The sequence below is a fragment of the Pseudomonas sp. 300 genome (genome assembly GCF_055803035.1).
The window spans coordinates 288,461-303,119 of sequence record NZ_JAVLRV010000001.1 but is presented as its reverse complement, the minus strand read 5'-3'; the positions used below and the strand labels follow the sequence as shown (position 1 = coordinate 303,119).

Genomic DNA, 14,659 nt, shown 5'->3' with positions numbered 1-14,659 from the left:
ATCCCCACCACCAGCCACGCAGCAATCGCCAACGGCTTGGTGCCCGGCGCCGCTTTCCACTCCAGCACGGTGCTGCTGTCAGCGCCCTTGTCGTGGCCCAGCGCCTGTTCGGCGGCCAGTTCAGCGTCGGTCATGAAGTACTTGTCGGCCACCGGACGCACCAGCAGGTTGCAGATAAAACCCAGCACCAGCAGGCCCGCGAGGATGTACAGCGTGATGTCATACGCTGCGGCGCGCTCAACGCCAATGCTCAGCTGATACTCACGCAAGTAGTTGACCAACACCGGACCCAGCACGCCTGCAGCAGCCCAGGCGGTCAGCAGACGACCGTGAATCGCACCTACCATTTGCGTACCGAACAGGTCGGCAAGGTAAGCCGGAACCGTCGCAAAACCACCGCCGTACATCGACAGGATGATGCAAAACGCCGCCACGAACAGCGCAACGTTGCCCAGGTGACCGAGGTTCGGGATCAACGCGTACAGCGCAAAACCGAGGGCGAAGAACACGAAATAAGTGTTTTTACGGCCCAGGTAATCCGAGAACGACGCCCAGAAGAACCGCCCGCCGATGTTGAACAGGCTCAGCAGACCGGTGAAACCGGCAGCAATCGCGGCAATCGAAGCCAGTTGACCAGCGTCCAACTGACCAAACGTCTGGTCGGTGCCGAGCAATTTGCCCGCGAACACTTCCTGCAACAGTGGCGAAGCCATGCCGAGGATGCCGATACCGGCGGAAACGTTCAGGCACAGCACCAGCCACACCAGACGGAACTGCGGAGTTTTCCACGCCACATTCACGTGCACGTGACGATGGGTAATCATCGCGTTCGAGGCTTTTTTCGCCGGAGCGGTCCAGCCTTCAGGCTTCCAGCCGGTTGGCGGAACGCGGTAGGACAGCGCGCCACCGATCATGAACACGAAGTAGATCGCGGCCATCACCAGGAAGCTCTGCCACACGCCCACGCTGTCTGCGGAAGCGAAGTGACCCATCAGGGCGGCGGCCAGCGGTGCACCGACCATCGCGCCACCACCGAAACCCATGATCGCCATGCCGGTTGCCATACCACGCTTGTCCGGGAACCACTTGATCAGGGTCGAGACCGGCGAGATGTAACCCAGGCCCAGGCCAATACCGCCAATCACCCCGGAGCCGATCCACATCAGCCATATCTGGTGCGTATACACACCCAACGCCGAAATCAGCAGACCGCCACACCAGCACAGTGCCGACACAACGCCAGCCTTGCGCGGCCCGGCGTGTTCCAGCCAGCCACCCCAGATCGCTGCCGAGCAGCCGAGGAAGATGAAGAACAGGGTGTAGATCCAGCCGAGCATCGAGATCGGCCAGTCGCATTGCGACGAGAACACTTGCGAGATGAAGCTCATGTCCGGTGCGCAGGCCACTGCCTTGGTCACGCCCAGCGCCTTGGACAGTGGCAGCCAGAACACCGAGAAGCCATAAGCCATGCCGATGCAGAGGTGGATGGCCAACGCGGCCGGTGGCACCAGCCATCGGTTGAAACCGGGCTTGGCGATGATGCGTTCCTTGGACAGGAACGAGGGCTGGTCGGCATTGAGGCCGTCCGCCGTGATGCTCGTGGTCATTGTGTATCCCCCAATTATTAGTATGGTTCGCCAGCCACTGCTCACCCCCAGCCTTTATGCGCACGCATGACTGTTTTTTGAGGTGAAGCTCCATATCGGTGCGACATCACGTCACAGAAGGACGGACGAACTGGCAGAGGTTACCATTTGCACGTGACAGAAAAGCCAAACTGATATCACCTTTTTAAAAGTCATCCGATCTCGTACCACTGAAGGATCCGCCATGCCTGTCATCGTCGAGCTGCTGAACGAAGCCACCTATCAGGACCAGCAGGATTTGCAGAAGATTTACCGCGACGCGCCGGATTGGCTGTTCGCGCCGTTTGCCAGTGACCTGCAACTGATCGAAGCCTGCCTGCGGGACGGCTCGTTGATCGCCGGGCGTTTCAATGAACGTCTGTTGGGTGCGGCACGCCTGCAAAAGCACCAGGACGTCTGGCATCTGTCCCAATTATGTGTACGAAAAATCACCCGTCGTCGTGGGGTTGCTGAACGGCTGGTGAACGAAGCGCAGAAACTGGCGTCGCAATCGGGTGCGACTTTGCGTCTGTTGGCGCCTGCCGGGCACCTTGAGTCACAGGCACTGGCGGCCAAACTTAAAGTGCCGCTGGATGTGCTGCCGGGCTGATCGCTGACCGGTCGTCCACTTCGGAGCGCTATACTCCTCGGCTAAATTCGAAGTCGACTAACTACAAGGACTCGCCCATGAAAGCGTTCGGCAAAATCCTGGGTCTGGTACTTCTCGGGCTGTTGCTGATCATTGTGGCGCTGGGCTTTGCCCTGACCCACCTCTTCGATCCCAACGACTACAAAGACGAGATTCGCCAGATTGCCCGCGACAAGGCCCACATCGAGCTGACGCTCAATGGCGACATCGGCTGGAGTCTGTTCCCGTGGCTCGGCCTGGAATTGCACGAAGCCAGTGTCGCGACCCTGGCCAAGCCCACCGAACCGTTCGCTGACTTGCAGATGCTCGGTTTGTCAGTGCGTGTGCTGCCACTGCTGCGCCGTGAAGTGCAGATGAGCGATGTACGCGTCGAAGGCCTGAACCTGCGCCTTAACCGCGACAAGGACGGTCACGGCAACTGGGAAGACATCGGCAAGGTGCCGGCGACTGCCAATCCGACTGCGCCTCCCGTCACGCCTGGCGAACCTGCACCGGAAACCACCGCTCAAGTGGAAAAACCGGCGCAGCCGATTCGGCTGGACATCGACAGCCTGACCGTCAACAACGCCCGCGTTGAATACAGCGACGAGAAAACCGGCAAGCATTTCAGCGCCGAAAGCATCCAGCTGAGCACCGGGCCGGTCCACGATTCGACCAACATTCCGGTCAAACTCACCGCGTTCCTCGGCACCAATCAGCCTGTTCTGCGGGTACGCACCGAGCTCAATGGCGAGCTGCGCTTTGAACGCGCCTTGCAACGCTACAAATTCGAAGACATGAAGCTGTCCGGCGAAGTCGCCGGCGATCCGCTGCAAGGCAAGACCATGACTTTCGCAGCCCAGGGCCAATTGCTACTGGATAAAGCGGCGAACGTCGCCGAATGGACTGGCATCAAGATTTCCGCCAACCAGTTGCGAGCACTCGGCGAACTGAAGGTCAACGACCTCGACAAGACGCCGCAGATCAACGGTGGCATTTCGATTGCCCAATTCGACCTGGCGAAATTCGTCGACAGCATCGGCCAGAAACTCCCGGCAATGGCTGAAGGCAGCCTGAGCAAAGTAGAACTGGTCAGCCGCGTTGCCGGCACGCCGACCAGCGTGGTGTTCGACAGCATCAACCTGAAAGTCGACGACAGCACCTTCACCGGCCGCATCGCCGTGGAGGATTTCGCCAAGCAATCGCTACGCGCCGTGCTCAAGGCTGACACCTTCAACGTCGACCGCTACCTGCCGCCAAAATCCGCCGAAGCCAACAGTGCGACGCAAGTGCGCCAGGCCGAAGTGGCCAGCACCGAAGCCGACGCCATGGCCGGCGCGGGCAGCACACCGCTGCCGGACAAGCCCACCAAAGACGCGTGGAGCAGCGAGCGCCTGTTGCCGGTGGAACGCCTGAGCAAACTTGATGTGGACGCCGACCTGACGTTTGGCCAGTTAACCCTTGAGAAACTGCCGATCCAGAACGCGGCGCTCAAGGCCACTGGCAAGGAAGGCCTGCTGACCCTCGAGAACCTGCGCGGCGATCTGTACGACGGCAACTTCGAATCCAAGGGCACCCTCGACGTGCGCCAGCAGACACCGGCGCTGAACATGCAGACGCGCATCAGCAAAGTGCCTGTGGAAAAAATCCTCGAAAGCCAGGGTAAAAATCCGCCGGTCAAAGGCCTGGTCACGCTCGACAGCAACCTGACCGGCAATGGCAACAGCCAGAAAGCGCTGATCGAAACCCTTAACGGCACTGCCAGTTTCGTCATCAACAACGGCGTGCTGCTCAATGCCAACCTCGAACAGCAACTGTGCAAAGGCATCGCCACCCTCAACCGCAAATCCCTCAGCGGCGAGCCGCGCGGCAAGGACACTCCATTTCAGGAACTCAAGGGCAACCTGACTTTCCGCAACGGCGTGGCCAGCAACCCGGACCTGAAAGTGCGCATCCCGGGCATGACCGTGAAGGGTGACGGCGACGTCGACCTGCGGGTGCTGGGTATGGATTACCGCGTCGGCATCATCGTCGAAGGTGACACCGGTGCGATGCCGGATCCGGCCTGTCAGGTCGGCGACAAGTTTGTCGGCATCGAGTGGCCGCTGCGCTGCCGTGGCCCGCTGGAGCTCGGCGCCAAGGCTTGCCGCCTCGACAACGAGCGCATGGGCCAGGTCGCGACCAAACTGGCGGGCGACAAAATCAGCGAAAAAATCGACGAGAAGCTTGGCGATAAAGTCAGTCCTGAACTGAAAAACGCATTGAAGGGGCTGTTCAAGCGATGAGATCCGAGCAGTTTTCAACGGCGGTGCTGGATTGGTACGACCGCCACGGCCGCCACGACTTGCCTTGGCAACAAGGCATCACACCGTATCGGGTGTGGGTCTCGGAAATCATGTTGCAGCAGACCCAGGTCAGCACCGTGCTGAATTACTTCGACCGCTTCATGGCCTCGCTGCCGACGGTCGAAGCCTTGGCCGCCGCGCCGGAAGACGAAGTGCTGCACCTGTGGACCGGCCTCGGTTACTACACTCGCGCGCGCAATTTGCAGAAGACCGCGAAGATCGTCGTCGCCGAGTACGGCGGCGAGTTTCCGCGGGATGTGGAAAAACTGGTTGAGCTGCCGGGGATCGGCCTGTCCACGGCCGGCGCCATCGCCAGCCTGAGCATGGGCCTGCGGGCGCCGATCCTCGATGGCAACGTCAAACGCGTCCTGGCGCGGTTTACGGCGCAAGAGGGTTATCCAGGCGAGCCGAAGGTCGCCAAACAGCTGTGGGCGAACGCAGAGCGCTTCACGCCCCATGATCGGGTCAACGCCTACACCCAGGCAATGATGGATCTGGGCGCCACGCTCTGTACCCGCAGCAAACCGAGCTGCCTGCTGTGCCCGCTGGAAAAGGGCTGTGAAGCGCACATGCTCGGCCTGGAAACCCGCTACCCGGTCCCCAAACCGCGCAAAGCCGTGCCACAGAAGCGTACGCTGATGCCGATGCTCGCCAACGGCGAAGGCGCGATTCTGCTTTACCGTCGCCCTTCCACGGGCTTGTGGGGCGGCCTCTGGAGCCTGCCGGAACTCGACGACCTCGACGACCTGCAACATCTGGCTTCGCAACACTCGCTGGAACTGGGCAGCCAACAGGCGTTGCCGAGCCTAGTGCACACCTTCAGTCATTTTCAGTTGTCCATCGAACCCTGGCTGGTTCAGGTCCAGGAGGCCGGCCATCACGTGGCCGAGGCCGACTGGCTCTGGTATAACCTCGCCACCCCGCCGCGCCTGGGCCTTGCCGCCCCGGTCAAAACCTTGCTCGAACGCGCGGCCGCCGTATTGAACGCAGGAGAGTCGTCATGACCCGCACCATCATGTGCCGCAAGTACAAAGAAGAATTGCCCGCTCTGGAGCGCGCTCCATTCCCGGGCGCCAAAGGTCAGGACATTTTTGACCACGTCTCGGCCAAGGCCTGGGCCGACTGGCAGAAACACCAGACCCTGCTGATCAACGAAAAACGCCTGAACATGATGAACGCCGAAGACCGCAAATACCTTCAGGGCGAGATGGACAAGTACTTCTCCGGCGAGGAATACGCCAAGGCTGACGGCTACGTTCCGCCGGCTGAGTAATCCTGCATTTTCGAGGGTCGGAACGTAAGCGACGGTAATAATTAAATATTTTTTGAAAACTTGCTTGACGACCCCCTGAAAAACCAGTTTAATGCGCCCCGTTGCCCAGATAGCTCAGTCGGTAGAGCAGGGGATTGAAAATCCCCGTGTCGGCGGTTCGATTCCGTCTCTGGGCACCAAAATACCGAGAAACCCCAAGGAACAATGTGTCCTTGGGGTTTTTTATTGCCTGCGATTTTATAGTCGCTGGACCATTTCTGGACCAAGGCGCTTCGGGAGTGTGATTGAAGGCCGTTCAACGGACTTTCGGTACCGGACCCAGAACTGAATAGTTTTAACCTGATTTAAATTGTCAGGTTGAGAGCCTCCCTCAGACAAGCTGAGGCGTCGGCAATACAGTCCGCCCCAACGCAGCCCTTTCGCTCCCCCAGGCACGCCACAGGGCCTCCGAGCACTCTCTAGCGCCTCGCACTCCAGGCGCTTAGAAGTCACGCGGTATGCGCGGACTGCCTAACGCTCGGTCGCAAAAAATGCGAAAACTTTCCCTGAGAGAGGGTGAAAGAAGGCAAAATTCCGCTGCGACTTAGAAGCCGACTAGTAGCAGACCACTCTCTCTTTACGTAGAAAACGATGCCAATCACCCAGTTTGCACACCAAAATGGAAAAGCCTTTGTCTCGTCTCTTAGCAAAGATGAGCAGAAGAGCCTGGGGCAGTTCATGACCCCTCCTCCTATAGCTACGTTCATGGCGCAGCGGGCAACTACCGGGATATTATCTGATGTCGTTAGCATCCTAGAGCCATCAGCAGGAGCGGGAATACTCGCTGCCGCCGTCGTGCAAGAGCTTCTAAGGCGCGAAGAGCGCCCTTCTCGTATAGAGCTGACACTTTACGAGATAGATACACGACTCAAGCCTTATCTGAGGCGCTTGGCTGACCGTCTACGGCGAGCCGCAAAAGACTCAGGCGTGACGCTTTCGTGCCACATCGTAATTGGGGACTTTCTGCTATCTCCTTTAGCGCAATCTGCTAGGCCGCAGTTCGATGTCTGCATAGCTAACCCTCCCTATTTTAAGCTGAACAAGGTGGATCCTAGAGCCAAGGCTCATAGCTACGCGGTCTATGGCCAACCAAATATCTACGGGTTGTTCCAAGCAGCTTGCGCCAGCCTAATCAAACCAACAGGACGCTGGTGTTTCATTACCCCGCGATCCTGGCTCAACGGCTCCTATTTCGCCGCTGTGAGAAGGCATCTACTTCACTTCCTTCACATCGATGCCTTGCATCTTTTTGAGAGCCGCCAAGCTCACTTCTACGAGGACACCATCCTACAAGAGGCCGTAATAGCTTGGGCTACGGCTCAACCGCTACGCGCTGGAGAAATTGCCTTCAGTACGAGTCAAGGAGTCTTGGACCTACGTGACGCCGAGCTCTTCGCGATTCCAACCACCGAGGTGATCGCCAACGATGACCAAATGACAATCGCTATTCCGGTGGCAGCGGGGGCAAATCATGCTGGAAATGATTTTGAGGAGTGGCACGACACCTTGGCCACACTCGGACTCAAGGTATCGACTGGTCCAGTAGTCCCATTTCGCTCCAAAGAATTCATTTTGGAATCCTTTGCCAGAGGAGCTGTTCCGTTGCTATGGATGCAGCACGTAAAACATACGGGCATCAGATGGCCAATACAGAAAAAACGCGAGCACATACTCTCCACTGCGGCTAGCGCTTGGATGCTCCTAAGAAACACCAACTACGTGGTCATGCGACGCTTCAGCCCCAAAGAGGATATTAGGCGGGTGACAGCAGCTCCGTACCTTGCTGGGAGCTTGCCTGGCGAGTTCATTGGCCTAGAAAATCATCTGAATTACATCCACCGCCCAGGAGGAGAGCTCACTCGTTCGGAGACCATAGGACTCGCAGCCTTTCTCAACAGCACCGTAGTAGACGCCCATTTCCGAGCGGTTTCCGGTAGCACGCAAGTGAATGCAACTGAGCTGCGGAAGCTCCGCCTACCATCACTTGAATCGCTTGTAGCTATAGGGAATCTGCTACCTGATACGCCGACACTAGCTGAGGCAGATCAAGCCGTTACGATGGTGCTAGAGATAAGACAGGCCATAGCTGCGTTATAGAAAAATCCACTCCAGAGCTGAAGTTATTTTATTTTAGTTGCAGCTAACAAAATGCATTGATAGGATTCTTCTCACACCCAATGAGGAGAATCCTGATGTCCAGCCTTCCGCCGTTTGTTTCCCTCCCATTTGTACGCGATCGCCTCGCTTTGATTTTCCCTGAGACTTTTCCGGACCGCTCAATATTGGTCGGCGACATGGCAACAAGAATGGTTTTTGTATGCCTGTATGGCGCCTTTATTGAAGGCATGGAGCGTTATTTTCGCCCCTCGACGGTGATTCGGTTTGGGCATCCTCAGTCAGAGAAGAACTCCAATGAGGAACGACTCCTGTGGATCGCGACATGCCACACACCAGGGTACAAAGCGGTAGATCAATGGTATGCCGACAATACCCGAGAGCCGCTTCGAGACGACTTAATCAGAAACAGGGCAATACCAATTGGCCTAATCGTAAAACGTGAAGGGGTGCCAACGACCTCTCCTGCACCGATCTACTGCTTAGCAGAAAAATTCGCAGCACTTTTTGACCCCTCAATTGATGACGCAAGTCTGACCGAACTCATTGGACGCTGGCAGGAACAGAACCTAGATCCAATGATTCTTAAAAGAATGCGCCTTCTCAGAAGAACTGGAGCCAAAGAAGGTCAAGTAGCAGTCACGCTACCGACCACCGGCACTACTTTACGTTTACCACCTGGTGAGGCTTCTGTAATCACACGCGACGTTTGCGAAGAGTTACTTAAGCTGATCATGATTGAACCAGTAGTTGTTCATATAAGCACGTCAGAAAGAAAAACATTCCGAGAGCTTTCAGGGGAGGCGGAGGATATTGATTTGCATATTTCCTCGTCTGCGGAACTACCTGATATTGTGGCTGCTGACACGGGTCATAAAGATGGACTTCGACTTACATTCATCGAAGTCGTGCACAGTGACGGCCCCATTACTGAGCTACGTAAGGAGTCCCTGCTAAAGATTGCTGCTGATGCAGGAATTCCAGAGAGCCACGTCCGAATGATAACCGCATTTGAGGACCGAAACTCTTCCCCCTTCAAAAAAAGGATCAGTGAAATCGCACGAGGTTCGGATATATGGTTCAGAAGTGAACCAGAACTTCTTGTGAGACTCGAAATCTTGAGCAAGGCCTGATCTTCGGTAAGGCAGCGATATCTAAATATGGCTTAACTTTTTCCTTCTATGGTTTATTTTGTAATTAGGAAAAGTTAAGCCTAGCGCAAACTAATACTCATCACACAATTACACAACTTGCAAACCGCCGTAGATCTTCTATGCTTTACGGCTATTTTAATCCGTGCCTCGGTGCAGGTCTCCCCATCAGAATCCATCTAAGCCATAAACAACCTGCAACCCCTCTAAGCCTTAACTAATTTTGAGCTGAGCACGTAGACAGCATGATTTCAAAGCAATAGTCTCTGACATCACAGTCCGTCTCACTCAAAAATTACAAGGATGTGGAAATGCCAACACCTCAAATAACAACTCTTAAGATAAAGAACTTCGGTTGTATTGGCGCACAAGGAATTTCAATTGATATCGATAAAATTGTGATATTGGTTGGCGCCAACAATGCTGGGAAAAGTACAATACTCAGGGCATTTGAAGTTGTAGCCGACAGCCTAAAACTGAACGAAGATGAATTCCATAATAGAATTGTTTCTCCAGAGAACCTGCCTGAAATTGAGGTTCACTCCATAGCCACTGACGAAAACAAACCCGGCGAAAATTGGTGCACAGTATTAGGTGATGGGAAGTATTTAATCAAAGAGAAGTGGACTTGGACTAACGTCAACGCCGAACCAAAACGAATCGGCTTCAATATTAATCATGGACGATGGGCTATCGCAGCAGATGGTGAGACCATGCCATGGGGAGCAAATAACGTCGCAAAATCCCGCCGACCGAAGCCTCATAGAGTTAATACCTTTGACAACCCAGAGGTACAAGCAAAAGCAATCACATCCTTACTAAAAACAGTCCTCGAAGAAAATATAAAAACTCTAAAGCAAAACGAAGATGATGAACTCTCACGCTACGATACAATTGTCCAAAACCTCATAACGCTACGCAATGAATCCAAGATATCCCAACAAGCAAGCGTGGTGGTAATTCAAGAGCAAGCAAACCAAATCCTAGAAAAAATATTTCCCAATCATGAATTGAAGATTATTTCACCGGAAAGTACGGCACCAATTGCAATTGACTTATTAGGTGAAGAATTCGATATCGAGATGGGGCTCATAGATGGAGTTTCTCTACCTTTAGAAAAGCAAGGCAGTGGAACTCGCAGAACAGCCCTGTGGACTATATTAAAATTGCTAGCCGACAAAGGTGTTCGCGCAAGACCTGCCTCAGGTAAAGCAAAGACACTGCACGAGCCGGTAGGCCCTAACACTGCTCACATTTTGCTATTGGATGAGCCCGAAGTAAGCCTCCATCCCAAGGCAATTCAGAATGCTCGTGATGTCCTATACTCCTTACCAGATAATGAAAACTGGCAGGTAATGATAACGACTCATTCGCCTAGCTTTATCGACCTAAGCAAAGACCATACGACTATCATTAGGGTGGAGAAGAACGCACAGGATCATATTGAGGCCACCACTTTATTCCGTCCATCCCAAGCCCAACTGGACGAAGATGACAAAGAAAATCTAAAGCTTATAAACCTTTTTGACTCCCATGTTTCCGATGCTTTTTTTGGCGGAAACATACTAGTAGTTGAAGGGGACACCGAATACGCGGCATTCAATTACATAAAGCAAAAAGAGCTAGAAATTGGTAACAATGACTACCATGACCTGAATATAATTCGCGCAAGGGGGAAAGTCACCGTAGCTTCAATGATGAAAATTCTGAATCATTTTCAAGCTCGCTACTACGTGCTTCACGACACTGACCGTCAACGCACAAAGTCAAAAGTCAAGGATAGAGCTGCAAGCATCAACGGAACGACTGTCTATCGAATCACGGACATCCGAAATCCAGCATGGACGAATAACGAAAAAATACTGAACCAGATGTCCGCAAACTCTCGTGTAATTGCATCAATCGTCAATTTCGAAGAAGCATATTTTGCGGAGGTAGTTGACAGTGAAAAACCAGAAAATTGCATAAACCACCTAAAATCAGACCCCGCCGCATTTAATATAACCAAACAATTACTTGATGGCATATTAGAGCTTAATGGCGTTCAACTCCCAAATGGAGCTGTCGCCTGGACCTCAATTGAAGAAATAGACCAACGAGTAACTGATTGGGATGCGGCAATTGTTATTCAGGCCTAAAGCCATTAACTCCAAAAGAAAACTACCTGTGGCAGTGCAACTGTATTCCTTATGCGTATCCGCTAAGGTAATCAGTCAAGATAAATGAAGTACCCGTCGCCATATTGCTGTGGGATGCATGACATCTCACAGCAATATTTATCCTTTGCACCAAGACAGCAAGTTAAAAAATCACCAATAAACTTTAGTACACCCCTGATTCCTCAAGCTTTGTACGGCAATAGTCCAAACGCCGAGCCCCTTTCACCGCCTTGAACAATTGGTTACTTTTTGCGTGATCTTTTGACTCATAGCTACGCATCGCCAACTGGGCAAGCGCTGGCATTTTTTTCGCTATCACTCGACCTAAATGTTGAGCTTTTTTAATTTTATCGCCCTTTAATAACACAGGAATTGTAAAACTATAAAAACTGTCAAAAACCACGATATTAGTAGCCTCGGGATAAGTAAAAGCAATCGACTCCCATATCAAATTTTCCACTGAGGTCAAATCAAGCGCATCACGTATTTTAGTATTGACCAACTCATAAATCATCACATCTTTCATTTTTCGTAGCTCTTTCAATGCCGGGCCACTTTTTGTAAGCCCCCTATAGTATTGTTCAAAAAAATCAGCCCCAAAATAAAAGCCCTGAATATCCTGCACAAAACAGGTGCATCCACTCCTCCCCTGTAAGTCCTGAGCAAAACGTATTTACGCCAAATTCACGCAGATATATTTCTATGATCCCAACACTCTGTCGGGTGAGTATTCAGGAGATATCTATGTGCACATGCAAAAACCCTTGGATTTCCAGCGCCGTTGATACAGGCCGAAACATCCCTGACCCGCGAGTTCAAGCCGCCATCAGTATCTACGATCTGTTCTGTACGTTTTGCCGCGAAAAGTAGGCGTTTAAACCGCATTCACACTAAAGCCCACGTTGCACAGGCTTCATAGCCTTAACCTCGTTAATACCCCCTTATCTAAGCGATTGGAGGGTATTCAAAATAGACTAATCAACGTGACCACGCCGTCAACCCGCCTGAGCGGACACTGAGCCCGTCACGTCGACACACTTGGGAAATAATATGAGCAGAACCAAAGCCGTCGAACCCAGCTTTATGGATCTCATCGCGGTAAAAGAAGCCCAAGCATCAAAACTGAGTTCCGGTGCCGAAGGAAAGATCACCTATCAACTCGCCCTTTCAACCGACAGAAAACAGGTGTTCATTGCGTTGATCGACAGTGGCAGTCAAGGTTACTTCAGCCGAGAGTGGATCAATACCGATGCCCTCCTCGAAATACTGGAAAGCCTAGGTCAACGGGCAGAAGCGTTCCCAAGCAAAGTACTCCTACCAGTCTTTACAGGACGCTCCAGCAATAACGCTCCGTTCCTTGCTGCCGCCCTACTGGCTGAAAAGCTACTGGGCAGAGATGGGAAGCTTGAATCCAAATTGCGTGTGCTTGACGACGCTAGCAGCTGGAAAAAAGCTGTGCTTGCACTCAAAGGTAAGCCTATGCGTGTTCGGCTTGATGGTAAGCCGATCCTATCCACAGCGCAGGCGAACAACTCCTCGACGGAGCCAAACACGGAGCAAGGGAAAACCCAGGAGACAGAGCATGCTGCTGATTCGTCAGAGTGAAGCGACTGCCCAAATCCTGGACAACGATATGCGCCAATGGGTAGAGAACCAGTTTCGGGCTCTACAAGGTTATGGCACACAGTGGCAACCCGATGAACTCGGCTGGTTTGCCGTCTGGGGCGAAGGCGATGACCCCTACGACAAAGGGCTATTCCTCGGCGTAAGAAGCTTCTTGCAAAGTCCCTATGATCCAGTCGCTTCATTTGAAGTCGTCGAAGACCACGGCCATTTCTATACCGCAGTCATCCTCCTGTCTGACCTGCTCTCCGTGGAGGTACTGATTCCGAAAGCACTCAATCTTCGATCAGAGTTGAGCTCGCGACTCGCGCAATGGAGTTCGCATTGACAGGCACAGCTACCGAAAGCGCCGGAAATGCACCGGAGCGACGGGCGCAATCCGCAGCACCAAGTTAACCATCCCATTAACCCAACAACACCGACCACTGATGACTTCCCTGGCTCAGCTTTCTGAGCTGACTCAGGGATAGTCCAAACGCGCGTCAGAAAAGGTGCCCTATGAGCAAACTCATCCGCTTTTCCAAGCGTGTGATTGACGCCCTGCCACCGCAACCCACCGATGCCAAGGCCAGGGAGAGTGAGTATTCCGACACTGAAGTCTCAGGCCTAAAACTGCTGATCAACAAACAAGGACGCAAGTTCTTCTATCTGCGCTACCGACATGCCGGGCGACAGCGAAGCATGAAGCTGGGGAATTATGGTGAGCTGGACGTCGCCGATGCCCGCTTGCTGGCGCTCAAACACAGGGCTCAACTTTCAAACGGCATTGATCCGCAAGAAACGCTTGTCGAATCAGGGATGACCTTTCGCCGCTTCATCGATGACCACTACCTGCCCCACGCCTACGCCAGCAAGCGCAGTGCTAACAGCGATGACTCAAAGTTCAAAACCCATCTCTTCGAGATGTTTGGTGCTCGCCCGCTTACCTCTATCAGCCGACAGGAGATCCAACGCTACCACGACGAACTCATCAGCCGCAGATCTCCAGCAACGGCCAACCGACATCTCGCCCTTCTCAAGCGGAGTTTCAACCTCGCCATCTTATGGGGTTACCTCGACACCAACCCGGCGACGGGTATTCGTATGCACACCGAGAACAACCAATCGCAGCGCTTCCTCAGCATTGATGAGGCTAAGCGATTGTGGGCGGTCCTCAGTACCGAGCAAAACCAGATTGCCGCCAAAGCCATCAAGCTGATGCTGCTCACCGGTGTACGGCGCGAAGAAGCGTTACAGGCCCGATGGGAAGACATTGATCAGGAACGGCTGCTTTGGAACCTGCCAATCACCAAGAGCGGACGGCAACGCTTTGTGATGCTCAGCGAAACGGCATTGGCCGTCATCAACGAATTGCCCGGAAGAAGTTGCGGCCATTATCTCTTCCCCGGTGCTAAACCCGGCAAGCCACTCAACAACGCCCGTAAATGCTTTCAGCGAGCGTTGAAGGTCGCCGGACTGACTCATCTACGCATTCACGACCTGCGCCACACCTTCGCCTCATTGGCCATTAACAACGGGGCCAGCCTGTATGAAGTTCAGCACCTGCTGGGGCACGCCAGTAACAAAACCACCCAGCGCTATGCCCACCTCGCTTCCGAGAACCTGCGGGTGGCCTCCAATCGGGTCAGTGACCTCGTGACCGCAACCACTTAGCCAATCCCCGACACGTCCTGTCGGGCGACCTCGTCATGCTTACAACAC

At 53.6% G+C, this 14,659-nt stretch carries 12 protein-coding genes and 1 tRNA gene; 11 read left to right on the top strand and 2 right to left on the bottom strand.

The features are described 5' to 3' along the window. Nucleotides 1-1,607 (bottom strand): OFA family MFS transporter (locus Q7W83_RS01435; protein ID WP_473655586.1); only part of this gene is annotated, 1,607 nt, incomplete at its 3' end. A 223-nt stretch (nucleotides 1,608-1,830) separates the two neighbouring features. On the opposite strand from Q7W83_RS01435, the gene Q7W83_RS01430 reads away from it, so the two are divergent. The 8 genes from Q7W83_RS01430 (at nucleotide 1,831) to Q7W83_RS01395 (ending at nucleotide 11,314) form a co-directional block, all read left to right on the top strand. Further along, on the top strand, nucleotides 1,831-2,235 hold the full coding sequence (locus tag Q7W83_RS01430) for an acetyl-CoA sensor PanZ family protein (RefSeq protein ID WP_150631816.1): 405 nt from the start codon (nucleotides 1,831-1,833) through the stop codon (nucleotides 2,233-2,235). 77 nt (nucleotides 2,236-2,312) lie between these two features. Then, complete coding sequence (locus Q7W83_RS01425; protein WP_473655585.1) at nucleotides 2,313-4,538, top strand: AsmA family protein; 2,226 nt, start codon at nucleotides 2,313-2,315, stop codon at nucleotides 4,536-4,538. After that, complete coding sequence (mutY, locus tag Q7W83_RS01420) at nucleotides 4,535-5,602, top strand: A/G-specific adenine glycosylase (RefSeq protein ID WP_150639927.1); 1,068 nt, start codon at nucleotides 4,535-4,537, stop codon at nucleotides 5,600-5,602. Before Q7W83_RS01425 ends, mutY begins: the two co-directional genes overlap by 4 nt. Then, entirely contained in the window at nucleotides 5,599-5,871 is a 273-nt protein-coding gene (locus tag Q7W83_RS01415) for an oxidative damage protection protein (RefSeq protein ID WP_010464608.1), read from the top strand. Before mutY ends, Q7W83_RS01415 begins: the two co-directional genes overlap by 4 nt. 103 nt (nucleotides 5,872-5,974) lie before the next feature. Continuing rightward, nucleotides 5,975-6,050 (top strand) — tRNA-Phe (locus tag Q7W83_RS01410). 451 nt (nucleotides 6,051-6,501) lie between these two features. Continuing rightward, a complete protein-coding gene (locus tag Q7W83_RS01405) occupies nucleotides 6,502-8,007 on the top strand; it encodes an Eco57I restriction-modification methylase domain-containing protein (protein ID WP_473655584.1) in 1,506 nt (501 codons plus the stop codon). Between the two features lie 95 nt (nucleotides 8,008-8,102). After that, nucleotides 8,103-9,158, top strand: a complete 1,056-nt coding sequence (locus tag Q7W83_RS01400; RefSeq protein ID WP_473655583.1) for a BsuBI/PstI family type II restriction endonuclease — start codon at nucleotides 8,103-8,105, stop codon at nucleotides 9,156-9,158. 329 nt (nucleotides 9,159-9,487) lie between these two features. Further along, nucleotides 9,488-11,314: an ATP-dependent nuclease gene (locus Q7W83_RS01395; RefSeq protein ID WP_473655582.1), complete on the top strand. Its 1,827-nt coding sequence runs from the start codon at nucleotides 9,488-9,490 to the stop codon at nucleotides 11,312-11,314. 184 nt (nucleotides 11,315-11,498) lie between these two features. On the opposite strand, the gene Q7W83_RS01390 is transcribed toward Q7W83_RS01395, so the two are convergent. Beyond that, nucleotides 11,499-11,960, bottom strand: coding sequence for a hypothetical protein (locus tag Q7W83_RS01390; RefSeq protein WP_473655581.1), 462 nt, complete (start codon nucleotides 11,958-11,960; stop codon nucleotides 11,499-11,501). Nucleotides 11,961-12,385: 425 nt separating this feature from the next. On the opposite strand from Q7W83_RS01390, the gene Q7W83_RS01385 reads away from it, so the two are divergent. From Q7W83_RS01385 to Q7W83_RS01375, 3 genes are all read left to right on the top strand, one after another. Then, complete coding sequence (locus tag Q7W83_RS01385) at nucleotides 12,386-12,940, top strand: hypothetical protein (RefSeq protein ID WP_473655580.1); 555 nt, start codon at nucleotides 12,386-12,388, stop codon at nucleotides 12,938-12,940. Beyond that, entirely contained in the window at nucleotides 12,918-13,286 is a 369-nt protein-coding gene (locus tag Q7W83_RS01380) for a hypothetical protein (protein WP_473655579.1), read from the top strand. Before Q7W83_RS01385 ends, Q7W83_RS01380 begins: the two co-directional genes overlap by 23 nt. Before the next feature lie 170 nt (nucleotides 13,287-13,456). Then, complete coding sequence (locus Q7W83_RS01375; RefSeq protein ID WP_473655578.1) at nucleotides 13,457-14,611, top strand: tyrosine-type recombinase/integrase; 1,155 nt, start codon at nucleotides 13,457-13,459, stop codon at nucleotides 14,609-14,611. Nucleotides 14,612-14,659 lie beyond the last annotated feature (48 nt).